The following is a 23,250-nucleotide window of genomic DNA, read 5'->3' on the forward strand; positions in this document are numbered from 1 at the left end:
CAGCGGGTCGCGTGCGCAGCACGGGAAACCGGATCATCGCCCGACGCCCGACACAAGCCGCCAGGCCAGTTTCAGCGCCTCCACGGTCGACGAGGGGTTGGCCACACCCCGCCCGGCGATGTCGAAGGCGGTGCCGTGGTCGGGCGAGGTGCGCACGAAGGGCAGGCCCAGAGTCACGTTCACCCCTCGGTCGAAATCCAGCGTCTTGATCGGGATCAGCGCCTGGTCGTGATACATCGCCACGGCCACGTCATAGCCTGCGCGGGCGGCGGCGTGGAACATCGTGTCGGCAGAGAGCGGCCCGGCGATGTCCATCCCCTCGGCGCGCAGGCGGTCTAGCACGGGGTTGATGAGGTCGATCTCCTCGCGCCCCATCCGCCCGCCTTCGCCCGCGTGGGGGTTGAGCCCGGCCACCGCGATGCGCGGGGCAGGGATGGCGAACTGCGCGCGCAGGGCTTCATGGGTGATGCGCAGACGGCGCTCCAGCAGATCGGCGGTCAGGGCGGTGGGCACCTCGGCCAGCGGGATGTGAATGGTGACCGGCACGACGCGCAGCCGGTCCGAGGCCAGCATCATCACCACCTCGTCCGCGCCCGCGAGATGCGCGAGAAACTCGGTATGGCCGGGAAAGGCGAAGCCCGCCCCGTCCTGCAGCGCCTGTTTGTGGATGGGCAGGGTGCAGAGCGCCGAGGCCGCGCCGTCCTGCACCAGCCCGACGGCGCGCGCGATCACGTCGATCACCGCCTGCGCTTGCGCCGGCTGCGCCGTGCCGGGGGTGCGCGGGCCGGGGAAGGTATGGGGCAGGACGGCCAGCCCCTCATCGGCCCCTTGCTGGGCCTCTTCGGGACGTCCGATCAGCCGTACCGGCGCGCCTTCGGGCAGATGCGCGGGATCGCCGATCCAGAAGAACGGCACCTCCGCCCCCAGCGCCTGCCAGGCGGCCACTGCCAGTTCGGGGCCGATGCCCGCCGGTTCGCCGCAGCTGAGCGCGATGGGCGCCGGGCTCATCGCTCCACGATGCGCGCTTCGGCGCGCAGCTGCGCCAGGTATCCCTCGGCCAGCGATTCGATCCGGCGGTTGCGCAGGCCCTGGGCCAGATCAGCGCGCGCCACATCCTCGGAGATCGCATTGGTGCGCCCGCAGAGCATCAGCACCATCAGCGTCTCGCCGCCATTGCGGGTCAGCGCGGTCGAGATCTCGCCCGCGTCGAGCTTGGAGAGCTCGAAGGCGATGTCCGTGGGAATGTCCGCCGGCGCCTGCGAAACCCGTTCCAGCGTGCCTTCGGGCTGGCCCTTGGCGGCGGCGTAAAGATCGTCGCAGCGGTCCATCTCGGCATCCAGGACCCGCGCCCGCGCCAGCGTCTCGGGCGTGCGGCCGCCGGGCATGCGGAACATGGCGTATTCCACCGCCGCCACCTCGGGCGGAGTATAGCCGGTCTCTTCGATGGCGCGCAGCTGAAACAGCGCGACCGCGTCCGGGATGGGCAGTGGATCGCTGACCTCGCCGGGGGCGAGGCCCAGCACGATGGGCCGCAGCGGCGGCGGCAGGTCATTGAGGCTCTGCCAGGGCAGCCGACCGCCGGCTCCGCGCGTGGCGGTGGCCGAAAATTCCCGCGCGGCGGCCGAGAACTCGCCAATCGTGGTGAATTGCGAAATCCGCTGGGCACGGGCGCGCACCGCCTCGGCCTCTTGCGGGGGGGCGGGCATGATGATCTCGGACAGCAGCACACGGATGTTGGCCCCGCCGGTGTCGCGCGAGAGCGCCCGGTCGATCTCGGCCTCCGACACCTGCACCCGTCCGGCAAAGCGCGATTGCACCAGCTGCCGCCAGCTGAGGCCTGCGCGCACGAAGTCGCGGAAGGTCTGTTCGGCCACGCCCGCGCCTGACAATTCGCGCACGAATTCCTCACGCGTGAGGTTGGCGCGACCGGCGAATTCGTCCATCCCGTCCAGCACCTCCTGATCGGAGGGAACGATGCCCGCGTCCTGCGCGGCCTGGATGCGCAGCCGGTCGTCGATCAGCTGCTCGCGGGCGACCTCGCGCGGATCGCCTGGCGCGTTCAGAACCTCGAGCATGCGCGCGCGCTGTTCGATCTCGAAGGTGGTGATCACCCGTTCGTTCACCTTGATCGCGGGCGAAAACAGCCCCTGCGCGGACGCGGTCGGCGGCGTCAGGCCCGCCACGGCGGCGAGGGCGAGGCAGGTTGTCAGGACACGGATCAATTGCTGCATGTGCGGCGGTACTCCCTGGCGCTGCCGCCGGTGCTGAAGCCCTTCAGCGCGACGGTCAGGCCGACATCTGTTGTTGGTTCGAGATTAGTGGAAGACACGAAGCGGCGCGAGACCGAAAAGTTCACCTCGACGCATTCGTTGCGGTATTCGAGCCCCAGTCCCGCGCGGGCAAAGCGGCCGTCGGCCAGATCGTAGCGCCAGTCGGCTGCGGCGGTCCAGTTGCGCGCCATCCGGTAGCGGCCGTCGAAGGACCATTCCGACAGCGTCTCGTTGCGGCCTTCGGCCAGGTCGCCGACCAGCAGCACGTAGGATGCACCCAGGTCCATGCGTGGGGTCGACCAGCCGGCCCGCGCCTCGGCATTGGAGAACTCGAAATCGGAATCGAGCAGCCCGCGCGCCGAAAACGACAGCCCTCCGGCCGTCGCCAGCCGCCCGGCGATGAGCCAGTCCGATGTGTCCCCCTGAAGCCCCGACGACAGGCTGAAGCCGTCCTCGTCGCGGTCGCGCCAGACCCGGCCCAGCGTCATCCCCGCGCGCCAGGCGCCGGGACGGTCGTGCAGCCAGCGCAGCCCGACGGCCATCTGCCCGCCACGCTCGCGCCGGTCTGCGGCGGGGTAGCGCGACAGCGACAGAAGGTTGCCTTCGTCGAACTCGACCACGGTGCTTTCGTCGTTTGGGTTGCGCTGGCGGTCGCCGCCGGTCCAGCCCAGCTGCACCACCGGTTCCAGCAGGGTGCGGCCGCCGCCGGGGCCGGTGCGGGCGAAGGGCCAGCGCAGCTCGACCGCAGCAGCGGGGGTCGCCTGAGTGACTTCGCCGGGGCTGGTGACGTCCTGGCGGATTTCGAACCGGTCGATCCAAAGATGCGCGCGCGCGCCTGCGCGCAGCCCGCCGGCCAAAGTCCAGCGGTTGCGCCAGCTCAGATCGGCGTTGAGCCGCGACAGGTCGAGCCCGTCTACCAGCAGATCGTCGTCCGGCCCGTCGAAGGCGCGGGTGGAATAGCGGTGGTGCGCATGGGCCACGGCGCCAAAGCGCAGCTCGCCGCCGATCCGGCGTGGGAAGAAGCGCCGCTCATAGCGCAGATCGGCGATGATCGTGGGCTGTGTTGCGTTGTTCTCGCCATCGCGCAGGGATTCGTAATGGATCAGCGACGCCTGCACGAAGTCGTCCCGCCGCACCCGCGTCACGCTCAGCTCGCTGTCCAGCCGGTCCTTCGAGCTGTAGTCGTAATCGCTGAGATAGGCCTCGTCGCTGGTGGCCTCAATGTCGAAGGTCAGCTTGAAATCGCGCGGCAGATCAAAGGCGCCCTCGGCAAATAGATAGCCGCGCGGCTGGTCCTGGGCGAGCGTGTCGCGGGTGATCGCCGTCTCGATCTGCAGATCGCCGTAGGTGAAGGCGCGGCGGTAGCGCGCTTCGAGAGTGCGGGTGACCGGCGACAGATAGGGCGTCAGCGTGATGTCCTGGTGATCGCCGATGGGGATGAAATAGGGTGTCTTGATCCCGAACCCCAGCAGGGTCGAGCTGCGCAGCGACGGGATCAGAAAACCGCGCGCGCGCCGCAAGGTGGGGTCGGGCAGGCGCAGGTAAGGCAGATAGGCGACCGGCACGTCGAGAATGCGCAGCTGCGCGCCCTCGAAATAGATCTGGCGGGCCTCTTCGTCATGCACCACGCGGTTGGCGCGGATCTGCCACAGCGGCGTTTCGTCCGCGCCGCAGACCTGGCACGAGGTGACGGCCACGCGGCTCAGCTGGGTATAGCGGCCTTCGGCGCGGCGGGCCTCGACGGCGGCCAGTTGCAGCTGCTGGTCCAGCACCAGCCGCGCCCCGGTCAGCAGCCCGTCGCGCAAGCGGGGGTCGAGCGTCGCGGCCTCGGCCAGAAAGACGTTACCGTCGGGATCGGTGATGCGCAGCGGGCCCTCGATGATCAGCGCGTCGGCGGCACGGTCATAGACGATGCGCGTGGCCGTCAGCCGGTTGCCCTCGAAAAGCGCCTCGACATTGCCCTGGGCGATCAACCGGTCCTCAGCCTCGACAAACACCGCGTCCGCCACCAGCAGCGCGGCGTCGCTGCTTTGGGCGCGCAGAGGGGACGCCAGCAGAAGCAGCGCCAGGATCAGCCAGCGCATCATCCGTCCTCCATGTGCAGCACCAGCCCCATGGCCAGCAGCACCGACGCCACCGGCGGCACCCAGGCGGCGAGGATCGGGCTCAGCTGGCCGGATTCGCCGAGGATCTGCGCGAAATTGCGGATGTAATAAAGCCCGAATCCCAGCAGCACCGCCGCCAGCACCGCCAGCCCGGTCTTGCCCATCCGGCTGTGGCGCATGGTGAACCCCGCGCCCAGCAGCACCATGGCCGTCAGGAACAGCGGCCGGGCCAGCTCCATCTGCATCCAGACCATGTGGCGGCGGGCCGAGAAACCCGCCTCCTCCAGCCCGTCGATAAAGGCGGGCAGGTTCCAGATCGAGATCGCCGAAGGCGTGCCAAAGCGGTCGCGGATGCTGTCCTGCGTCAGCGTCGAGGGCACGCGCAGCCGGTCGTGGGTCTGCGCCGCCGCCTCGGGGTTGAGCCCGGGCGTCAGCGGCCAGGCCTTGGCGTCGCTCAGCACCCAGGCGCCGCCCTGCAGCGCGGCCTCGGCGGCCTCGATGCGCCGAACGGGGCTGCCGCCGGGGGCGTAAGCCACGAAGGTCACGTCATAGAGGACCGTGGCGTCGGGGTTGGCGCGGGCGGCGCTGATCACCGTCTGCCCGCGCGCGTCGCCCTGCCGCAGCCAGAGCCCCTCGGCCCCGATCGACAACACCGACCCGCCGCCTGAACGGTAGGATTCGCTCAGTTCCGCGTAGCGTTTCGAAGTGGCGGCGACGATAGGGTTCATCATCGCCACCGCGATCCCGCCGATGATCAGCGCCACCAGCACCGGCGCGGCCAGCGTAGTCAGCCCCGACCGCCCCGTCGCCCGCACCACCACCAGCTCGGACGACCGCGAAAGCCCCAGAAACAGCGCGATGGTCGACAGGATCGTGATCAGCGGCAGGATCTGGTACATGCCCTCGGGCGTGTTGAGCAGCGTCAGCTCCAGGACCTGGCCAAAGCTCACGTCGGAATCGTGGCGCCGGATCTGCTCGATCAGGTCGAGCAGCGACTGGAACAGGAAGAAGACGCCGAAGACCGTGCCGAACATCTTCAGAAACCGGCGCGCGAAGTAGAAATGCAGGGTCATGCCGTGCCTCCCGCCGCGCGGCGGCGCGGCCGGAAGGGCCGGGCGGCCAGATGCAGCATCACGCCTGCCATGGCGAACCCGGTGGCCGAGGGCAGGTAGATCAGCGGCCAGAGCCGGGCATTGGCGCGCACCGGATCGCTGACCGCGCCCTCGATCAGCTTGATGATCACCAGAAGAAAGATCGCGCCCACGATCTGCTTGCCCACGCCAAAGCGCGAAAAGCCCCCCTGCAACAGCGCCGAGAACCCCACAAGCGCGGCCACGACGCACAAAAGCGCCTGCGCGACGCGGCCGTGCAGTTCTTCCAGCGCTTGGCCCAGGTCCCTGCGCGCCTCGTCCGCCGCCGCCTGCGGGTCGGCGGCCAGCTTCAGCGTCGACATATGGCTCAGCCGGGGGCGCTTGGCGGTGGCGGGCTCGATCAGCCCGCTCACGTCATAGGTCAGATCGGCGAAGGTCGTGGTCGAAAGCCGCTGGTTGTCCGTTTGCAGCGTCTGCGCCTGGCCGCTCAGCATCACCAGCTTGGGCCCGTCGTCGTCGCGCATCAGAAAGGCGCGGTCGGCGGTATAGATCACCGACCGCCCCGCCAGCCGCCGGTCCGACAGGAACACGTCGCGCAGCTCGCCGTCCGGGGTGATGTCGCGGATGTAGAACGTCACGCCGCGCGCGGGATGCAGGAACGCGCCCTCGCGCAGCAGGCGGGCACTGACCGAACCCGAGATCTCGATCTCGCGCTCGCGCAGCTGCTGCAGCGATTGCGGCACCAGGAAATGCGTCAGGATCGTCATCATGCCGGCCACGATCAGCCCGAAGACCAGCACCGGCCGCGCCAGCCGCCAAGGCGAAAAGCCGGTGGCCTGCATCACCGTCAGCTCGGAATCGTTCGAAAGCCGGTTTGTGACATAGACCGTGCCCGCGAAGGCCGCCATCGGCAGCACCAGCCGGATCACGTTGGGCAGGCTCAGCGCGGTGAACTCCAGAAAGACGCTCGCCGAATGGCCGTCGGCGATAAGCTGGTCGAACAGGATCACCGCGCGGTTCACCCAGTAGACCGACACCAGCACCAGCGCGAAGAAGCCGAACAGCACCATGAGCTGCACCAGCAGGTATCTGTCGAATCTCTGCAAGCCGATTGCCCCTTGCGCGCCTTCAGTCGCCGCCAATCTACGCAATGCAGGCCGGAGGGGAAAGCAGGCTCTGGTCAATGCGGCGCGCGCCCGCTACCTCTTGTCGCCAAAGAAGGAGCCCCCGCATGACCGACCGACGCGCCATCACCTTTACCGCCACCGATCCCGATGCCCTGGCCGAGGCCACCGGCCGCATCGCCGTCTGCATCACCGGCGAGGGCAAGCTCAGCCCCGGGGCCCGGCGGCTCAACCGGCTGACCAAGGGGGCCGTGGCCCGCGCTGTCGGTTCGGAACGCTGGGGCAAGCTCAAGGCGGGCGAGGTGCTGACGCTGGCCTATCCGGTGGGGCTGGCCGCCGACGCGGTCGATCTGGTGCGGCTGGAACGCCGCCCCGATGTAGCCGAGGCGCGCAAGGCCGGCGTGTCGCTGGCCAAGGCCGCCGGCAGCGCCGCGCTGACGGTGCTGACCGAGGCCACCGCGCGCGCAGAAGAGGTGGCCCTGGGCCTTGCGCTGCGCGGCTACAGCTTTGCCGATCATAAATCCGACAAGGGCAAGGCGCTGGAACCTGCGGTCTTCATGTGCTCGAAACCCGACGAGGTCGCCGCCAGGGCCGAAGGCCTGCTGGCGGTGGCCGAGGGCGTGTTCTTCACCCGCGATCTGGTGTCCGAACCGGCCAACGTGCTGACCACCACCGAATTCGCCGCCCGGCTCGAAGGGCTGCGCGATCTCGGCGTCGAGGTCGAGGTGCTGGAAGAGGACAAGCTGGCCGAGCTCGGCATGGGCGCGCTGCTGGGCGTGGGGCAGGGGTCGCACAGCCCGTCCAAGGTCGTGGTGATGCGCTGGTCCGGCGGCGGCGACAGCGCGCCGCTGGCGCTGGTGGGCAAGGGCGTGGTCTTCGACACCGGCGGGATCTCGCTCAAACCCGCGGGCGGGATGGAAGACATGACCATGGACATGGGCGGCGCGGGCGTCGTGGCGGGCACCATGCGCGCCCTGGCCGCGCGCAAGGCGCGGGCCAATGTCGTGGGCCTCGTGGGTCTGGTCGAGAACATGCCCTCGGGCAACGCGATGCGCCCGGGCGACATCGTGACCTCGATGAAGGGCGACACGATCGAGGTGCTCAACACCGACGCCGAGGGGCGGCTCGTGCTCTGCGACGTGATGTGGTACGCGCAGGAACACATCAAGCCCGCCGCAATGATCGACCTGGCGACACTGACCGGCGCCTGCATCATCGCGCTTGGGCATGAAAACGCCGCCACCTATTCCAACGACGAGGACCTGGCGGCGGATTTCCTCAAGGCCGCCGCGGCCGAGGGCGAGGGCGCCTGGCGGATGCCGCTGGGGCAGGCCTATGACGACATGCTGAAATCGCCGCTTGCGGATATGAAGAACATCGGCGGCCGGCCCGGCGGGTCGATCACCGCGGCGCAGTTCCTCAAGCGCTTCGTCAAGGACGACACGCCGTGGATCCACCTCGACATTGCCGGGGTGGCACATGTGAAGGCCGAAACGGCCTATGCCCCCAAGGGCGCGACCGGCTGGGGGGTTCTGGCGCTCAACCGTCTGGTGCAGGAGCGTTTCGAGACCGAATAGATGGGGGCGGCCTATTTCTACCACCTGACCCGGCGTCCCTTGGAGGATACTTTGCCGGTGCTTCTGGAAAAGGCGCTGGCGGCGGGCTGGCGGGTCGCGGTGCGCGGCACCGACGGGGCCCGCATGGCCTGGCTGGACGAACGGCTCTGGCTGGGGGCGGAGGACGGGTTTCTGCCGCATGGTCTGGCGGGGGGCGACCACGATGCTTTGCAGCCGGTGCTTTTGACCACCGCAGTTGAGGCCGCCAACGCGCCGCAATGCGTCATGGCGGTGGACGGCGCGGCACTCGATCCGGCCGAGGTACAGGCGCTGGAACGCGCCTGCGTGCTTTTCGACGGCAATGATCCGGCGGCGGTGCAGGCCGCGCGCGAAGAATGGAAGCGGCTGACGGACGCAGGATGTGCGGCGCAATACTGGTCCGAGGAATCGGGCCGCTGGGAAATGAAAGCCGAACGCTGACCGCCGCGCCGGAATTTTCCTCAAAATTCCGGATCATTTTTCGTCACGAAAAATGGCCCCGGCGTCAGCGTTCCAGCACCAGTCGTCCGTCCGAGATTTCCAGCCGTGCATAGCGCTGCAAATAGCTCATGCCGAGCAGCGATTGCTCCATCTCGCCTTCGTTGACGAAGGCCGGCACGTCGCGGTCGACGAAGGGGCCGATGGCCACGCTCTTCAGCGTCACCGGCGCCGTGCGCACCGGGCCATTGGCGGTCATCGCCTCGGAAAAGAAGATCAGCCCATCCTCGCCCATCCCGGCGCGCCGGGCGTCTTCGAGCGTCAGCACGATCGACGTCGCCCCGGTGTCCACCACGAAGCGCGTCGGCACGCCGTTGAGATCGACGGTGGCATAATAATGCCCGTCCGGGCTGCGCGGCAGCTCGATCCGGCCCTCTTCGGCAAAGACCGCCTGGGTCGGGATCACGGTGCGGCGGATGTCCTCCCAGAGCCCGATTGCCGCGATCGTGCCGAGAAATATCAGCCCCCAGACCACCATCTGTTGCAGCTTCTGCCCCAGCTTCTCGCGGTTCTGCACGAAGACCCAGAACACCAGCACGGATCCCAGCAGAATAAGATAGAGAAGATTGCCGATTTCGAATTCCGACATGGGGGCGCCGCTCCGTCCGTTGCCACCCTCCTGATGTAGGCACGCGCGGCCGCTTTTCACAGAGCCTGCGTCAGCCCGCCAGCCCGAAGGTGCGCAGCCCGTCCAGCACGAATTGCACCGACAGCGCCGCCAGCAGCATCCCCAGCAGCCGCGTGGCGACGGTGATGCCGATCTTGCCAAGCGCCCGTTCGATCAACCCGGCGCTCAGAAAGAACAGGAACACGATCCCCACGACCCCCAGCATCACCCCCAGCACCGCGGCCATGCCTGCGGCGTCGTTCGTCTGGCCCACCAGCAGGATCATCGAGGCGATCGCCCCGGGCCCGGCGATCAGCGGGATGGCGATGGGAAAGACCGAGGGGTCGGGCTTGTCCTCGTCCTCGGCACTGTCCGACCGCCGCTTGGTGCGGCGCTCGAACAGCATGTCGAGCGCGGTCAGGAACAGCAGAATGCCCCCCGCGATGCGGAAGGCCGGCATGGAAATGCCGATGAACCCCAGCACCGCCTCGCCCAGAAAGGCAAAGAGCATGAGCAGCACCGCCGCGATCCCGCAGGCCCTCAGCGCCACCGCGCGCCTGTGCGCCGCATCCGCGCCCTGCGTCAACGCGATGAAGATCGGGGTCAGCCCGATCGGGTCGATCACCACGAAGAGCGTGACGAAGGCGCTGATGAGAAAGGTCGTGTCCATGCCCATGGGCTCAACCACGTTTGCGCTGTCCGCGCAAGGGCTCAGGCCGCCGCGGCGGCCCGGCCCCAATCGCCGCGCATCCCCTGCACGCGAAAGCGCGAAAAGGACGACCGGTCGAACATGGCGTCGCCGAAATGCCCGTCCATCTGTCCGCGATGCACGCCCGGCTTATAGGCCGCCTGCACCATGGCCGCGTCGCTGTCCCAGAGCGACAGCGTCAGCCCGTCGCGCCCGTCCACGCCCGCGCCGTTGCCGACATCGCGAAAGATGTTGCCGGGTGCCTCGGCATAGCCCTTGAGCACCGCCTCGACCCCCCGGGCGAAGTCCAGCCGCCGCGCCATCGGCACCGCGCTGTCCGCGTCGAACCCCGCCGAGGTCACCACCGCCAGCGTGCCCTCGGGCGGCGTGCGGCAGACCCGCAGCGCGCTATCGGTCTCCACCGCGTCGCGCCACTTCACCGCGCCGCGATGCGCAAAGGGAACGGCGAGCGCGACCCAGACGTTTTCCGCTTCGGCCAAAAAGGGCAGATGCGCCTGCGGATCGTCAAAGGCCGCCCGCGCCGCTTCCTCGTCGTCAAAAACGGCCATGCCGCACCATACATCCGAGGCATAGCTCGGGATGCCCTCGGGCCCCAGCCTCTGGGTCGGGCAGAACCGCCAGATATCCGCGCCCGGCATGGCCGGAAAGCGACGGTCGGCGGCGGCGATGATGTCGGGAAAACAGACGCGCAGGAACGTCACCCAGTGGAAATCGGACATGACGAAGGACCTTTCGGAAAATAAATCCGGGCCAGCCTAACACGCAACCGCCCGAACCCTAGGCTTTTTCCGCCCGCTCAAGCTTTTCCAGCGCCGCCATCCAGAGTGTCTCGGCCTTGTCGAGCCCCTCCATCACCTCGGCGTACTTGCGGTTCCAGGTTTCCAGCTCGCCGACACGGGTCTCTTCATAAAGCGCGGGATCGGCCAGTTTCGTGGCCAGCTTGTCGCGCATGGCGTTGATCTTGCCGACGCGCTCCTCGCATTTGCGCACATCGGCGCGCAGCGCGAGGATCTCGTCGCGGCTGGCCTTCCGGGGCTTGGGCGCCTCGCGCCGGGGCGACCGCGCGGGTTTGTCCGAGGCCAGCAGCAGCGCGCGATACGCCTCCAGATCCTCGTCGAAGGGGCGCACCGTGCCATCCTTGACCAGCCACAGCCGGTCGGCCACCAGGCTCAGCAGATGCATGTCGTGACTGACCAGGATCACCGCGCCGTCATAAGCGGTCAGCGCCTCCACCAGCGCCTCGCGGCTCTCGATGTCCAGATGGTTGGTCGGCTCGTCGAGGATCAGCAGATGCGGCGCATCCAGCGTCGCCAAAAGCAGCGACAGACGCGCCTTCTGCCCGCCCGAGAGCCGCCCGACCTCGGTCTCGGCCTGCTCGGCCATCAGCCCGAAGCCCGCCAGCTGCGCGCGCAGCTTGGGCGGGGCCGCCTCGGGCCGCATCCTCTGCAGATGCTGCAAGGGCGTCTCGTCCACATGCAGCTCATCCACCTGATGCTGCGCGAAATAGCCGATGCGCAGCTTGGAACTGGCGGTCTTGCGCCCGCCCATCATCGCCAGCCGGTCCGACAAGAGCTTGGCCAGCGTCGACTTGCCCTGACCGTTCTTGCCCAAAAGCGCGATGCGGTCGTCCTGGTCGATGCGCAGGTTCAGGTCGCGCAGCACCAGCCGGTCGCCGTAACCGGTGCGCCCGTCCTCGATATGAATGATCGGCGGGCTCAGTTGGTCGGGCGTGGGAAAGGTAAAGACCCGGCGGGCCACATCCTCGGGCGCGGTGATCCGCTCCATCCGTTCAAGCATCTTGACCCGGCTCTGCGCCTGCTTGGCCTTGCTCGCCTTGGCCTTGAAGCGGTCCACGAAGGCCTGCAGATGGGCGCGCCGCGCGTCCTGCTTCTTGGCCTGCGCGGCCTGCTGCGCGCGCACCGCAGCGCGTTGGCGCGCAAACTGGTCGTAAGGCCCCTGCCAGAGCGTCAGCTTGCGTCCCTCCAGATGCAGGATCGACCCCACCGCGCGGTTCAGAAGCCCGCGGTCGTGGCTGATGATGATCACCGTATGGGGGTAGCGCGCCAGATAGCTTTCCAGCCACAGCGCCCCCTCGAGATCAAGATAGTTGGTCGGCTCGTCCAAGAGCAGCAGGTCGGGCTGCGCAAAGAGCACCCCCGCCAAAGCCACCCGCATCCGCCAGCCCCCCGAAAAGGCGCTGCACGGCATCTGCTGCTCGGCATCGTCGAACCCCAGCCCCTTCAGAATGCTCGCCGCCCGCGCCTCCGCCGACCAGGCGTCGATATCCGCCAGCCGGGTCTGCACCTCGGCGATGCGCGCGCCGTCCTCCGCCGCCTCCGCCTCGGCCATGAGCGCCGCGCGCTCGGTATCGGCGGCCAGCACCGTGTCCAGCAGGCTTGTCTCCGAGGCCGGCACCTCCTGCGCCACCCCGCCGATCCGCGCCTTCGACGGCAGCGAGATCTCGCCCCCGTCCAGCGTCAGCTCGCCCCGGATCAGCCGAAAGAGCGTGGTCTTGCCCGCGCCGTTGGCGCCCACCAGCCCCACCTTGTGACCTTCGGGAATCGTCGCCGAGGCCGCCTCGAACAAAGGCCGCCCTTCCACCGAATAATTGATCTCACGGATCCTCAACATGGCCGCGCCATAGCAGAGCCCCCGGCGCCATGCCAGCCCGTCATCCCCCTTTCACTGATCCAAAATATCCCGGGGAGTGTGAGGGGCTGGCCCCTCACTCCCGCAGCCCGCCACAGACGGACCGCCCGCGCCCTTGGCTCTTTCCAATCCCGCGCGCCCATGCTAACCGCGCGCTCAATTATTCATCGCCAACGGAGCAGCCCCATGGAACGCACCCTCTCGATCATCAAGCCCGACGCCACCCGCCGCAACCTCACCGGCAAGATCAACGCCAAGTTCGAAGAGGCCGGCCTGCGCATCGTCGCGCAGAAGCGCATCCACCTGACCAAGGCGCAGGCGGGCGAGTTCTACAAGGTCCACGCCGAACGCCCCTTCTACGACGAGCTGTGCGAATTCATGGCCTCCGAGCCGGTGGTCGTGCAGGTGCTCGAAGGCGAAGGCGCCATTGCCAAGAACCGCGAAGTCATGGGCGCCACCAACCCCGCCGACGCGGCACCGGGCACCATCCGCGCCGAATTCGCCGAATCCGTCGGCGAAAACTCGGTCCACGGTTCCGACGCGCCCGAGACCGCTGCGGTCGAGATCGCCTATTTCTTCTCGGGTCTCGAACTGATCGGCTGAGACGCACCGGTAAACAGAGTGTTTCCATCACAGGGGACTTGAAACAGGCCGTCCGGCACCGGGCGGCCTTTTTTCTGCCACATTTCGGCGACCATCCTGCCGTGTTCTGATCCCGTGTCGGGGGCGCGCCGGCGATCTGTGAACGCAAGACCTGAAACAGAAAGTGACAGATCAGATGGCCCTTCCGTTTTCCAACGCCCTTTTCAACCGCGACGATGAATTCGTCTTCGAGCCGCCGGATTCCGATCATCGCGGCCCCGCGCTTTTGCGCACCGATCTCTGGAGCGCGGCCAAGCCCGACAAGACCGATGGCGGGGGCGGCGGCGGCGGCAAGCCCGATTCCGGCGGTGGCGGCGGTGGCGGCGGCGGCAAGCCCGACAAGGGCGGCGGCGACACCACCCCCACCGATCCCGGCGTTCTGACCGAATACACCAGCGGCGGCGACGCGGCCACGACCTACAACGTCGAGATCATCTTCTCGGGCACCTGGACCACCGCCCTGCAGGACGCCTTTATCGCGTCGGCCGATTTCATCTCGGGGCTGATCCTGGGGGATGTCACCGACGTGATCGGCGGCGGCAGCCGGATCGACGACATCTCGATCGACGCCTCGCTGATCGACATCGACGGCAGCGGCGGCGTGCTGGGCCGCGCGGGTCCGACCGCTGTGCGCGGCGGCAGCTATCTGCCGGCCACCGCCATCATGGAGTTCGACGTCGCCGACGCCGAAACCTACGACGGCCGGGGGCTCTGGGACGACATCATCCTGCACGAGATGCTGCACTCGCTGGGGTTCGGCACCATGTGGAGCTATATGGGGCTGGCCACGGGCAGCGTCGCGGGCGGTGATCTGCGCTTTACCGGCGACCTCGCGAACGATTTCTATCGGACCGAATTCACCGACATCTACAATGCCGACGGCGGGCGCGACGCGGGTATCCCGATCGAAACCGACGGCGGCAGCGGCACCGCGGGCGGCCACTGGGACGAGCTGCTCTTCGTCGGCGAGATCATGACCGGCTACATCAACGGCTCCAACTACCTGTCGACCATGTCCGTCGCCGCGCTCGAGGACATGGGCTATGACACCGTGCTGGACGATCCGCGCGACGGCTCGGACCTCTCTGGCCCGATGCCCGACGATTCCTACTTTTTCGGCTAGGCCGTCCTTCCTATGCAGCCAGACGGCCGTTCCCTTAACCGGGAGCGGCCGTTTCGCGTTTCGCCCCGGATGACTGGTGGGATACCACCGTTGGAGACAGGGCGATCTTGGTGATAAGCTTCACCTATTACGTGTATTGCGGTTGGGGGCAAAGATGGCCGTCACGCGACGCATCTTGATTTTGAACGCCGCCGCCGGGGCGATTTTGCCCCTTACATTCCTGCGCGCGATGACGGATGGTTCGACCATGGCCGATTTCGAGTTTCAATTCACCGAAGGCTTTACCGGTCAGACCGTCACCCTTGTCGTCGATGCGGAACCGCGCGCCGAATTTCTGGCGCGTACCAAGCTGATGACCGGGCTCGCGAACATCATGCCCCTGTCATTGCCCGACGGAAAGGAGGTGACCCTTCGGGTCGCTGATGCCTCAAGGCCCGAGACCAAGCCCGTATCCGTGACCGTGACGGTCGACGCAACCACGCCATTCTACGTCATCGCCTGGCAGGACGGCGCGCTCGATGTGACATCGACCGCCCGGCGGCCGGGGTATCTCTGACGCAGTCGCCGGCCAGGCCGGCCGCGGATTTTAAAGACCAAACCTTTTCGAATCAGGAGACTTGTCATGGCGAGAACGCCCAAATCCGGCGTGTCCGGACCCCAAACCGAAGACCAGAACCCCGCAGCCACGCTGCCCGACGAAGAGCATCCCGACTATGTTCCGGGCCAGATGGAGGAGGGGGCCGATCCCTCGGGTTTCGATGCCAATCAGCTGACACCCGTGCCCGGCGGCCCGATCCCGGGCCCGATTCCGGGGCCCATACCCGGGCCGATCCCGCGCCCGTTTCCGCAGCCTGCGCCGGTGCCGCTCCCGCGGCCGCTGCCCGTGCCGTGGCCGCCGTTCCCGCGTTTCTGCGCGCCGGTCAGCGGGCGCTACAGCTATCAGCCGCGTCTGCGCCCGGTGCCTCTGCCGCAGCCTCAGCCGATTCCGCAGCCGATCCCGGTGCCGCAGCCCGGCCCCATCGTGCCGCGCCGTCCCACGATCCCGCCGCTGGTGCCCGGGCCTGTGCTGCCGATCAACCTGCTGAATATCACGGTACGCGTCGACGTGGACCGCTTCACGCCGCAGAACCGCATCTCGATCGAGCTGTCGCGGCTCTTCCCGCGCCAGACCGCGCATGTGATCGCCGAGGTCACCTCGGACCGGTGCATCGGCAGCAACAACCGCGAGGTGACCGCCAACATCGTCTATCGTGACGGCGATCCCGGTGCGATCCCTGGCACCACGGTGACCTTCCGCGCCCGTGCGGTGCGCAGCTTCCGCTATAACGAATATACGCTGGAGCTGTCGGGCGGCGGCACCACCCCGCGGACCTACGATCTGACGTTCCAGTCCACCCGGTTCGACAACGTCGAGTTCGAGGTCGACCGCGTGGCCAACGCCGGCACCATCGTGACGGCCTACGACACCGGTTCGCATCCCAACCGTCCCGCCAGCCTGCCGTCCGAGACGCTCTCGCTGGCGACGATCTATGAGCGCGCCGGGTTCGACGTGACCATGTCGCCCAACACCACGGTGATCCCCACCTCGGGGGCCAATGCCAACGGCACCTGGTCCGACACCGAGATGCACAACGCCATGGTCACCTACTGGTCGCGCTTCGCCGACCGGCCGCAATGGGCGATGTGGGTGCTCTATGCCGCGCGCCACGATCAGGGGCGGTCGCTGGGCGGCGTGATGTTCGACGACATCGGCGCGAACCACCGGCAGGGCACGGCGATCTTCACCGACAGCTTCATTCAGGACGCGCCTCCGGGCGATGCCAACGCGCAGGCCTGGCGCAACCGGATGCAGTTCTGGACGGCGGTGCACGAGATGGGCCACGGCTTCAACCTCGCGCATGCCTGGCAGAAGGCGCTGGGTGCGCCGCAGGCCCCCGGCGATCCCTGGATCCCGCTGGCCAACGAGCCCGAGTCGCGGTCGTTCATGAACTATCCGTTCCGCGTCGCGGGTGGCGAAAACACGTTCTTCAGCGACTTCCGCTTCCGGTTCTCGGATGACGAACTGGTGTTCATGCGCCATGCGCCGCGCCGCTTCGTGCAGATGGGCAATTCGGACTGGTTTGTGAACCACGGCTTCGAGGCCCCGAACGCGCTGATGCAGACCGGCAACTGGGCGCTGCAGATTCGGCCCAACCGCGGCACCAACGCCTATCGCTTCCTCGAACCGGTGACGATGGAGCTCAAGCTGACCAACACCGGCCCCCAGCCGGTGATGCAGGATCCCGACCTGCTGGAGGACGGCCGCCACGTGACGGTGTTCATCCAGCGCGAAGGCGGGCCGACCCGGCAGTGGCAGCCCATGATCACGCGCTGTCATGAGCCTCACGCCGAAAAGATCGACCCGGGCGAGTCGATGTACGGCGCGCATATGGTGTCCAACGCCACCAGCGGCTGGATGGTCGACGAGCCGGGCTTCTACAAGCTGCAGGCGGCCATCGACATGGGCGGCGAGATCGTGGTCAGCAACGTGCTGCGGCTTTACGTGGCGCCGCCCCAGAGCGGCGAAGAGGCAATGGTCGCGCCCGACTACTTCACCGAGGACGTGGCCCGCGTGCTGACCTTCGGCGGCGCGCCGACGCTGGACAAGGCCGAAGACACCCTGCGCCACATGGTCGAAGCGGTGCCCGGGCATCCGGCGGCGGCAATGGCCGAGCTTGCGCTGACGACGCCCGATCTGCGCGACTTCAAGGTGCTCGAGGCCGGGGCCGACCGCGCCAGCCTCGGGATCGCGACGCGCGACAAGAAGGTCAGCCAGGCGGCCAAGGCCCAAACCGAGGTGCTTCTCAAGGAACCGGCGACGGTGGCCGACACCATGGGGCACATCCCCTATTTCGGTCAGCTGCGCGCTCTGGCCGAGGCGCTCGAGGAGGCGGGCGCAGAGGATCAGGCCGTCGACGTGATGGAAAAATCCATCGAGGTGATGAAGCTGCGCGGCGTCCTGGGGTCGGTGATCGACAACGCCGAACGCCGCCTCAAGCGCCGCAAGTAAGGTTCGGATGAGCCCTTGGAACGGCCCGGTGCGGTGGCATCGGGCCGTTTTGTGTGGGAGCCTATGATGAGGAAGAGCCGCAACCAGTGCCTGCCCGTGGGATGGCGCTGTAACGTCCGGTCTGCGCGCTTTATCCCCACCCAGTCATTGCTCCGAACGAGCGGCGCGCTCACGTCACCAAAGCGCCAGCCCGCCGGGACGGGCAGGCGCTGGTCGCGGCGGCCTTCGGCCTTGATTCCGCGACTTGGGGCGCCGACCCTAGGGCGGCCCTGACTTCCTAAACTTGAAATTTCCCGCGCGCTCAGCGCACCACGATTTCATCTGCGCGGATCAGGCCCAGCACGTCGCGGACCTGCTGGTCGACCAGATCGAGATCGAGATACTCGTCCGACAGGCGGCGGGTGAGGTTTTCCATCCGCGCGACCTCGGCCTCGAGCGTGGCCAGTTCCTGCGCCAGTTCATGGCCTTCGAGCTGGATCTCGGCGCGGCGGAAGAGGCCGAAATCGCCCTGCACGGCGGCAAAGGCGAAATAGGCGCCAAGGCTGGTCGCCACGGCGAAGAAGACAAGGGCCCCAAGGGCCGGTCTGTTGCGACGAGTGGTCATGCTGCGCCTCTGTTCCGCGCCTCTTGCCCGGGCGCGTGACGGAATCATGACACAGTTGCGCGGGCCTGTGAATCCCTCACATTCACCCGATTCGCAAAAAAGCCGCGCGGGCTGGCCGGCGTGGCAAATCTGCAAAGGCTTCGGGGTTTTATCCCAGCGCCGCGACGCCGGGCAGGGTCTTGCCCTCCATCCATTCCAGAAAGGCGCCGCCGGCGGTCGAGATATAGGTAAAGGCCTCGGCCGCGTCTGCCTTGTTGAGCGCCGCCACCGTGTCGCCGCCGCCCGCCACCGACACCAGCTTGCCCGAGCGCGACAGGCCCGCCGCATAGGCCGCCGCCGCGTTGGTGGCCGCATCGAACGGCGCGATCTCGAAAGCGCCCAGCGGGCCGTTCCAGATCAGCGTCTTGGCGCGGTCGAAGGTCTGGCAGATATGCGCGACGCTGTCGGGCCCGGCGTCGAGGATCATCGCATCGGCGGGGCAGTCTTCGGCCTTGACGACCTTGCTGTCCGCCCCTTCCTTGAATTCCCAGGCCACAACGACGTCGCGCGGCAGCAGGATCTCGCAACCGCCTCTGGCGGCCTTCTCGGCGATGTCTTTCGCGGTGCCGGTCATGTCGTGTTCGCAAAGCGACTTGCCCACGTCGATCCCCTGCGCGGCAAGGAACGTGTTGGCCATTCCGCCGCCGATCACCAGGATGTCGACCTTTTCGACGAGGTTCGACAGCAATTCCAGCTTGGTCGACACCTTGGCCCCGCCCACCACGGCAACCACCGGCCGCTCGGGCGCGCCGAGCGCCTTTTCCAGCGCGCTGAGTTCCGCCTGCATCAACCGGCCCGCGCAGGAAGGGAGAAGATGCGCCAGCGCTTCGGTCGAGGCATGGGCGCGGTGCGCCGCCGAGAAAGCGTCGTTGCAATAGACATCGCCCAGGCGCGCCATTGCGGCGGCCAGTTCGGGGGCGTTCTTTTCCTCGCCCGCGTGAAAACGGGTGTTCTCGAGCAGCAGCACCTGGCCGGGCTGCAGGGCGTCCGCCGCCGCCTCGGCCGCGGGACCGATGCAATCGGCGGCAAAGACCACCGGCGCGCCCAGATGCTGCTCAAGCGCGGGGATCAGCGGCTGCAGGCTCATGTCGTCGACGCGCTGGCCCTTGGGGCGGCCGAAATGCGCCAGCAGCACGGGCTTGCCGCCCGCCGCCAGAATGTCGCGCACCGTGGGCGCGATGCGTTCGATCCGCGTGGCGTCGGTGACGCGGCCCGCCTCGACGGGCACATTGATGTCGACGCGCGTCAGCACGCGCTTGTCCTTGAGATCCATATCGTCGAGCGTCTTCCAGGCCATGGCGTCCTCCGTCGGTTGGGTTGCGCGTGGTTTCGCGCGTCACGGGCGCGGCGTCAATGCGGCTCTCTTGGCAATCGCGCGGGGCTTCGTTACCTAAAGCGCAAGACTTAACGCATGGGAGCGCCACATGGCCGATATCAAAGACCCCGAAAACACCATCCTGATGGAGCTGAAAGGCGGCACCGTCACCATCGAGCTTTTGCCCGACGTGGCCCCCAAACATGCCGAGCGCATGAAAGAGCTGGCCCGCGCGGGGGAATACGACAACGTCGCGTTCCACCGCGTGATCGACGGCTTCATGGCCCAGACCGGCGACGTGCAGCACGGCGACATGGAAGACGGCTTTGACCTGCGGAGAGCCGGGACCGGCGGATCCGATCTGCCCGACCTGCCGGCGGAGTTTTCCAAACTGCCGCACGATCGCGGAACTTTGGGGGCGGCGCGGTCGCAGAACCCCAACAGCGCCAATTCGCAGTTCTTCATCAACTTCAAGGACAACCACTTTCTCAACGGGCAGTACACGGTCTACGGCCGGGTGATCTCGGGGATGGAGCATGTGGACGCGATCACCCGCGGCGAGCCGCCCGCGACCCCCGACCGGATGATCAGCGTGAAGGTGGCGGCGGATGCGTAAGCTGGCTCTTGTCCTGTCGCTGATGGCGAGCCCGGCGCTGGCCACCGGCCTGCAGATCGAAATCGCGGGCGAGGGGGCCAATGGCACCGTCACCGTGGATCTCTTCGAGGATGTGGCGCCCAATCATGTGGCGCAGATCGCCGCGCTGGCCGCCGAGGGCGCCTATGACGGGGTGGTTTTCCACCGCGTGATCGACGGCTTCATGGCACAGACCGGCGACGTCGAGTTCGGCAAGTTGGGCGGCGACATGCGCATGGCCGGGCGGGGCGGGTCGGACCGGCCTGATCTGAAGGCGGAGTTTTCGGACATCAATTACGATCGCGGGGTCGTGGGCATGGCGCGCAGCCAGAGCCCGGACAGCGCCAATTCGCAGTTCTTCATCATGTTCGCGCCGGGCCCGTTCCTGAACGGGCAATACACCGTCGTGGGCGAGGTGACGGGTGGGATGGAGGTGGTCGACGCCATCAAGCGCGGCACCGGCCCCAACGGCGCGGTGATCGGCGCGCCGGACGTGATGCAATCGGTGACGGTGACCGACTGATCTTTTCGCCTTTTGGCGATCCTGCGGTGCGGCCCCTTTTGGGGGCCGCGCTTTTTTGTTGGGGATCGGCTGCGCAGAGCGCAGCCGATCCGTCGGGGGCGCTGCCCCCGCCGTGCCTGTGGCACGTCTCCCCCGGAGTATTTTTGCCAAGAAGAAGCATGGGTGTATCGCGCCAGGTCACAAGCGCGTGTGAGGGGTGGCGCGTGTCGGGGTGCCTGGAGCAAGCTGGTGGTGCGTGTATGGGGAGGTGCGGCGATGCGGATGCTGGCGGTATGGGTTGTGGTTCTGGCCGGCCTGGGGCAGGCGGTCTGGGCCAGCCCGGAATTCTGGCGGCACGAATGGCCGCGGACCGATTTCGAAACGACCAGCGTGGAGAATTGGGTCGAGATCCTGTCGGGCGGGCCGCCGAAGGACGGCATCCCGGCGCTCGACGATCCGGTGTTTCTGAGCGTGGCGGAGGAAGAGCGGATCGAAGGGACCGAGCCTGTGATCGCGGTCGAGATCGCGGGGGCAGAGCCGCGCGCCTATCCGTTGCGCTATCTGACGTGGCACGAGATCGTCAACGACAGCGTGGGCGGGGTGCCCGTGGCGGTCACGTTTTGCCCGCTGTGCAATTCGGCACTGACCTTCGACCGGCGTGTCGGGGGGCGGGTACTGAGTTTCGGCGTGTCGGGCAAGCTGCGCCATTCGGACATGGTGATGTACGACCGCGAGACCCAGAGCTGGTGGCAACAGGCGCTGGGGGAGGCCATCGTCGGCGAACTGACGGGGATGCGGCTCGATCAGGTGCCCAGCTGGATGGAGAGCTTCGCTGAATTTCGGGCGCGCAATCCACAAGGGCTGGTCATGGACGAGCCGGGGTATCCGCGCGATTACGGGCGCAATCCTTATGTGGGCTACGACAGTTCGAAACGGCCGTTTCTTTATTCTGGCGATCCGCCGCCCCATGGGGTGCCGGCGCTGATGCGCGTGGTGCGGGTTGGCGACCGGGCCTGGCCGATGGACCGGTTGGCGCGCGAGGGGGAGATCCGCGAGGCGGGTGTGACGATCAGCTGGCGGCCCGGGCAGGCCTCGGCGCTGGATACCGGGCGGATCGCGGAGGGGCGTGACGTGGGATCGGTGCGGGTGCGCGACGCGCAGGGGCGCGATGTGCCGCACGACGTCATGTTCGCCTTTGCCTTCCACGCGTTCTGGCCTCAAGGGAAGTGGATGCTGGGGCGGTAGGCCGTTTTCTTGCAAAGAAAACGATACGAAGTCTTGCGAAGACTTCGGTCCGGAATTTTCTGAAAATTCCGGCTCGGCCCCGTCCCGTGCACTCAGTCGGCCAAGCGCACCAGCGCATGGCGCTTCTTGCCGGCGCTTAGCTTGATCGGCGCGGCCAGCGCGCCCCGGTCGATCATCAGGCCTGCGTCGGTCAGCGGCGCATCGTCGATCTTTGCCCCATGTTCGGCGATCAGACGCTTGGCCTCCTTGCCGGATTTCGCCAGCCCCGCGCGCACGATCAGCTGCACCACGGAAATCCCGTCGCCGAGCTCTGCCGCGCCGATTTCCAGCGTCGGCAGATCGTCGCCCACGCCGCCCTTCTCGAACACCTCGCGCGCCGTCGCCGCGGCGGCCGCCGCGGCCTCCGCCCCGTGGCAGAGCGTGGTGACCTCATTGGCCAGAACGATCTTGGCCTCGTTGATCTCGGCCCCTTTCAGCGCGCCCAGCCGCTCGCACTCCTCCACCGGCAGCTCGGTGTAGAGCTTGAGGAACCGGCCAACATCCGCATCCGTGGTGTTGCGCCAGAACTGCCAGAACTCGTAGGGCGAACGCATGTCTGCGTTCAGCCACACCGCACCGTCCGCCGACTTGCCCATCTTTTTGCCGTCCGAGGTCGTCAGTAGCGGCGAGGTCAGGCCGTAAATCTCATGGTCGAGCACCCGGCGCGTCAGGTCGATCCCGTTGACGATATTGCCCCACTGGTCCGACCCGCCCATCTGCAAGAGACAGCCGTAACGCCGGTTCAGCTCGAGGAAGTCGTAGGCCTGCAGGATCATGTAGTTGAATTCCAGGAACGACAGCGACTGCTCGCGGTCGAGCCGCGATTTCACGCTCTCGAAGCTCAGCATCCGGTTGACGCTGAAATGCCTCCCGATGTCGCGCAGGAAATCCAGATAGTTCAGATCGTCCAGCCATTCGGCATTGTTCAGCATCAGCGCGGCATTTTGCGGCCCGACCGCTTCGCTGCTCGAGGGCATGGGCCCCTCATCATAGGCGATGTATTTGGCAAAGACCTGCTGAATCCCGGCGATATTGCCGTCGATCTCTTCCGGCGTCAGCAGCGGGCGCTCGTCGGCGCGAAAGCTCGGGTCGCCCACCTTGGTGGTGCCGCCGCCCATGAGCGTGATCGGCTTGCCGCCGGTCTTCTGCAGCCACCGCAGCATCATGATCTGGATGAGGCTGCCCACGTGCAGCGACTTGGCCGTGGCGTCGAAACCGATATAGCCCGGCACGACCCCCTTGCTCAGCGCCTCGTCGAGGCCCTGATAATCGGTGCAATCGGCCAGAAAGCCGCGCTCGATCATGACGCGCATGAAGTCCGATTTGGGATGGTAGGTCATGGGGCCACCTCGTATTACTGACGGCGGCAGCTATAAGACCGGGACGGGCGAAGTTGAAGGGCAAGTTGGG

General features: G+C 67.4%; 21 protein-coding genes. 9 read left to right on the plus strand and 12 right to left on the minus strand.

The window, feature by feature from the left end:
- Positions 1-33: 33 nt before the first annotated feature.
- The 5 genes from pdxA to lptF are packed head-to-tail and all read right to left on the minus strand — an operon-like array spanning position 34 to position 6,572.
- Positions 34-1,008 carry a 4-hydroxythreonine-4-phosphate dehydrogenase PdxA gene (gene pdxA, locus RXV88_RS04380; protein WP_316290885.1) on the minus strand — a complete coding sequence of 325 codons (975 nt, stop codon included), beginning with the start codon at positions 1,006-1,008 and terminating at the stop codon, positions 34-36.
- The gene (locus RXV88_RS04385; protein WP_316290886.1) at positions 1,005-2,231 is read right to left on the minus strand and encodes a peptidylprolyl isomerase; all 1,227 of its coding nucleotides are present in this window, start codon (positions 2,229-2,231) and stop codon (positions 1,005-1,007) included. Before RXV88_RS04385 ends, pdxA begins: the two co-directional genes overlap by 4 nt.
- A complete protein-coding gene (locus RXV88_RS04390; RefSeq protein WP_316290887.1) occupies positions 2,219-4,354 on the minus strand; it encodes an LPS-assembly protein LptD in 2,136 nt (711 codons plus the stop codon). Before RXV88_RS04390 ends, RXV88_RS04385 begins: the two co-directional genes overlap by 13 nt.
- Entirely contained in the window at positions 4,354-5,448 is a 1,095-nt protein-coding gene (lptG, locus tag RXV88_RS04395; protein WP_316290888.1) for an LPS export ABC transporter permease LptG, read from the minus strand. The genes RXV88_RS04390 and lptG overlap by 1 nt, the downstream gene beginning before the upstream one ends.
- Complete coding sequence (gene lptF, locus RXV88_RS04400; protein ID WP_316290889.1) at positions 5,445-6,572, minus strand: LPS export ABC transporter permease LptF; 1,128 nt, start codon at positions 6,570-6,572, stop codon at positions 5,445-5,447. Before lptF ends, lptG begins: the two co-directional genes overlap by 4 nt.
- Before the next feature lie 125 nt (positions 6,573-6,697).
- Here lptF and RXV88_RS04405 point away from each other — a divergent pair, with 125 nt between their 5' ends.
- Together RXV88_RS04405 and RXV88_RS04410 are read left to right on the plus strand one after the other, a co-directional pair.
- Positions 6,698-8,167, plus strand: coding sequence for a leucyl aminopeptidase (locus RXV88_RS04405; RefSeq protein ID WP_316290890.1), 1,470 nt, complete (start codon positions 6,698-6,700; stop codon positions 8,165-8,167).
- Complete coding sequence (locus RXV88_RS04410) at positions 8,168-8,626, plus strand: DNA polymerase III subunit chi (protein WP_316290891.1); 459 nt, start codon at positions 8,168-8,170, stop codon at positions 8,624-8,626.
- A gap of 64 nt (positions 8,627-8,690) precedes the next feature.
- On the opposite strand, the gene RXV88_RS04415 is transcribed toward RXV88_RS04410, so the two are convergent.
- The 4 genes from RXV88_RS04415 to RXV88_RS04430 all read right to left on the minus strand — a co-directional run bounded on the left by RXV88_RS04415 (position 8,691) and on the right by RXV88_RS04430 (position 12,630).
- Positions 8,691-9,272, minus strand: coding sequence for a TIGR02281 family clan AA aspartic protease (locus tag RXV88_RS04415; protein WP_316290892.1), 582 nt, complete (start codon positions 9,270-9,272; stop codon positions 8,691-8,693).
- 70 nt (positions 9,273-9,342) lie between these two features.
- The gene (locus RXV88_RS04420) at positions 9,343-9,960 is read right to left on the minus strand and encodes a MarC family protein (RefSeq protein ID WP_316290893.1); all 618 of its coding nucleotides are present in this window, start codon (positions 9,958-9,960) and stop codon (positions 9,343-9,345) included.
- Positions 9,961-10,001: 41 nt separating this feature from the next.
- Positions 10,002-10,718 carry a hypothetical protein gene (locus RXV88_RS04425; RefSeq protein WP_316290894.1) on the minus strand — a complete coding sequence of 239 codons (717 nt, stop codon included), beginning with the start codon at positions 10,716-10,718 and terminating at the stop codon, positions 10,002-10,004.
- A gap of 58 nt (positions 10,719-10,776) precedes the next feature.
- Positions 10,777-12,630, minus strand: a complete 1,854-nt coding sequence (locus tag RXV88_RS04430; protein ID WP_316290895.1) for an ABC-F family ATP-binding cassette domain-containing protein — start codon at positions 12,628-12,630, stop codon at positions 10,777-10,779.
- A gap of 204 nt (positions 12,631-12,834) precedes the next feature.
- Between RXV88_RS04430 and ndk the strand changes: the two genes are divergently transcribed.
- The 4 genes from ndk (at position 12,835) to RXV88_RS04450 (ending at position 17,462) form a co-directional block, all read left to right on the plus strand.
- Entirely contained in the window at positions 12,835-13,251 is a 417-nt protein-coding gene (ndk, locus tag RXV88_RS04435; protein WP_316290896.1) for a nucleoside-diphosphate kinase, read from the plus strand.
- A gap of 175 nt (positions 13,252-13,426) precedes the next feature.
- Positions 13,427-14,413, plus strand: coding sequence for a leishmanolysin-related zinc metalloendopeptidase (locus RXV88_RS04440; protein WP_316290897.1), 987 nt, complete (start codon positions 13,427-13,429; stop codon positions 14,411-14,413).
- A 205-nt stretch (positions 14,414-14,618) separates the two neighbouring features.
- Positions 14,619-14,969, plus strand: coding sequence for a hypothetical protein (locus tag RXV88_RS04445; protein WP_316290898.1), 351 nt, complete (start codon positions 14,619-14,621; stop codon positions 14,967-14,969).
- A gap of 66 nt (positions 14,970-15,035) precedes the next feature.
- On the plus strand, positions 15,036-17,462 hold the full coding sequence (locus RXV88_RS04450) for a hypothetical protein (protein WP_316290899.1): 2,427 nt from the start codon (positions 15,036-15,038) through the stop codon (positions 17,460-17,462).
- 301 nt (positions 17,463-17,763) lie between these two features.
- Here the strand turns inward: RXV88_RS04450 and RXV88_RS04455 are convergent, their stop codons facing one another.
- The gene (locus RXV88_RS04455) at positions 17,764-18,066 is read right to left on the minus strand and encodes an FtsB family cell division protein (RefSeq protein WP_316290900.1); all 303 of its coding nucleotides are present in this window, start codon (positions 18,064-18,066) and stop codon (positions 17,764-17,766) included.
- Positions 18,067-18,214: 148 nt separating this feature from the next.
- Entirely contained in the window at positions 18,215-19,402 is a 1,188-nt protein-coding gene (locus tag RXV88_RS04460) for a phosphoglycerate kinase (protein WP_316290901.1), read from the minus strand.
- A gap of 127 nt (positions 19,403-19,529) precedes the next feature.
- Here RXV88_RS04460 and RXV88_RS04465 point away from each other — a divergent pair, with 127 nt between their 5' ends.
- The 3 genes from RXV88_RS04465 (at position 19,530) to RXV88_RS04475 (ending at position 21,801) form a co-directional block, all read left to right on the plus strand.
- Positions 19,530-20,036, plus strand: coding sequence for a peptidylprolyl isomerase (locus RXV88_RS04465; protein WP_316290902.1), 507 nt, complete (start codon positions 19,530-19,532; stop codon positions 20,034-20,036).
- Positions 20,029-20,577: a peptidylprolyl isomerase gene (locus RXV88_RS04470; RefSeq protein WP_316290903.1), complete on the plus strand. Its 549-nt coding sequence runs from the start codon at positions 20,029-20,031 to the stop codon at positions 20,575-20,577. The genes RXV88_RS04465 and RXV88_RS04470 overlap by 8 nt, the downstream gene beginning before the upstream one ends.
- 255 nt (positions 20,578-20,832) lie before the next feature.
- Positions 20,833-21,801, plus strand: coding sequence for a DUF3179 domain-containing protein (locus tag RXV88_RS04475; RefSeq protein ID WP_316290904.1), 969 nt, complete (start codon positions 20,833-20,835; stop codon positions 21,799-21,801).
- A 92-nt stretch (positions 21,802-21,893) separates the two neighbouring features.
- Here the strand turns inward: RXV88_RS04475 and tyrS are convergent, their stop codons facing one another.
- Complete coding sequence (gene tyrS, locus RXV88_RS04480) at positions 21,894-23,180, minus strand: tyrosine--tRNA ligase (protein ID WP_316290905.1); 1,287 nt, start codon at positions 23,178-23,180, stop codon at positions 21,894-21,896.
- Positions 23,181-23,250: the final 70 nt, after the last annotated feature.

Origin of the sequence: Aestuariicoccus sp. MJ-SS9, assembly GCF_032586235.1 — a bacterium.
Taxonomy (GTDB): Bacteria; Pseudomonadota; Alphaproteobacteria; order Rhodobacterales; family Rhodobacteraceae; genus Aestuariicoccus.

Bases quoted from the DNA above. Each gene is read 5' to 3' on its own strand.
- pdxA (WP_316290885.1), bottom strand. From the start codon at position 1,008: ATGAGCCCGGCGCCCATCGCGCTCAGCTGCGGCGAACCGGCGGGCATC.
- RXV88_RS04385 (WP_316290886.1), bottom strand. From the start codon at position 2,231: ATGCAGCAATTGATCCGTGTCCTGACAACCTGCCTCGCCCTCGCCGCC.
- RXV88_RS04390 (WP_316290887.1), bottom strand. From the start codon at position 4,354: ATGCGCTGGCTGATCCTGGCGCTGCTTCTGCTGGCGTCCCCTCTGCGC.
- lptG (WP_316290888.1), bottom strand. From the start codon at position 5,448: ATGACCCTGCATTTCTACTTCGCGCGCCGGTTTCTGAAGATGTTCGGC.
- RXV88_RS04405 (WP_316290890.1), top strand. From the start codon at position 6,698: ATGACCGACCGACGCGCCATCACCTTTACCGCCACCGATCCCGATGCC.
- RXV88_RS04410 (WP_316290891.1), top strand. From the start codon at position 8,168: ATGGGGGCGGCCTATTTCTACCACCTGACCCGGCGTCCCTTGGAGGAT.
- RXV88_RS04415 (WP_316290892.1), bottom strand. From the start codon at position 9,272: ATGTCGGAATTCGAAATCGGCAATCTTCTCTATCTTATTCTGCTGGGA.
- RXV88_RS04420 (WP_316290893.1), bottom strand. From the start codon at position 9,960: ATGGACACGACCTTTCTCATCAGCGCCTTCGTCACGCTCTTCGTGGTG.
- RXV88_RS04425 (WP_316290894.1), bottom strand. From the start codon at position 10,718: ATGTCCGATTTCCACTGGGTGACGTTCCTGCGCGTCTGTTTTCCCGAC.
- RXV88_RS04430 (WP_316290895.1), bottom strand. From the start codon at position 12,630: ATGTTGAGGATCCGTGAGATCAATTATTCGGTGGAAGGGCGGCCTTTG.
- ndk (WP_316290896.1), top strand. From the start codon at position 12,835: ATGGAACGCACCCTCTCGATCATCAAGCCCGACGCCACCCGCCGCAAC.
- RXV88_RS04440 (WP_316290897.1), top strand. From the start codon at position 13,427: ATGGCCCTTCCGTTTTCCAACGCCCTTTTCAACCGCGACGATGAATTC.
- RXV88_RS04450 (WP_316290899.1), top strand. From the start codon at position 15,036: ATGGCGAGAACGCCCAAATCCGGCGTGTCCGGACCCCAAACCGAAGAC.
- RXV88_RS04455 (WP_316290900.1), bottom strand. From the start codon at position 18,066: ATGACCACTCGTCGCAACAGACCGGCCCTTGGGGCCCTTGTCTTCTTC.
- RXV88_RS04460 (WP_316290901.1), bottom strand. From the start codon at position 19,402: ATGGCCTGGAAGACGCTCGACGATATGGATCTCAAGGACAAGCGCGTG.
- RXV88_RS04465 (WP_316290902.1), top strand. From the start codon at position 19,530: ATGGCCGATATCAAAGACCCCGAAAACACCATCCTGATGGAGCTGAAA.
- RXV88_RS04470 (WP_316290903.1), top strand. From the start codon at position 20,029: ATGCGTAAGCTGGCTCTTGTCCTGTCGCTGATGGCGAGCCCGGCGCTG.
- RXV88_RS04475 (WP_316290904.1), top strand. From the start codon at position 20,833: ATGCGGATGCTGGCGGTATGGGTTGTGGTTCTGGCCGGCCTGGGGCAG.
- tyrS (WP_316290905.1), bottom strand. From the start codon at position 23,180: ATGACCTACCATCCCAAATCGGACTTCATGCGCGTCATGATCGAGCGC.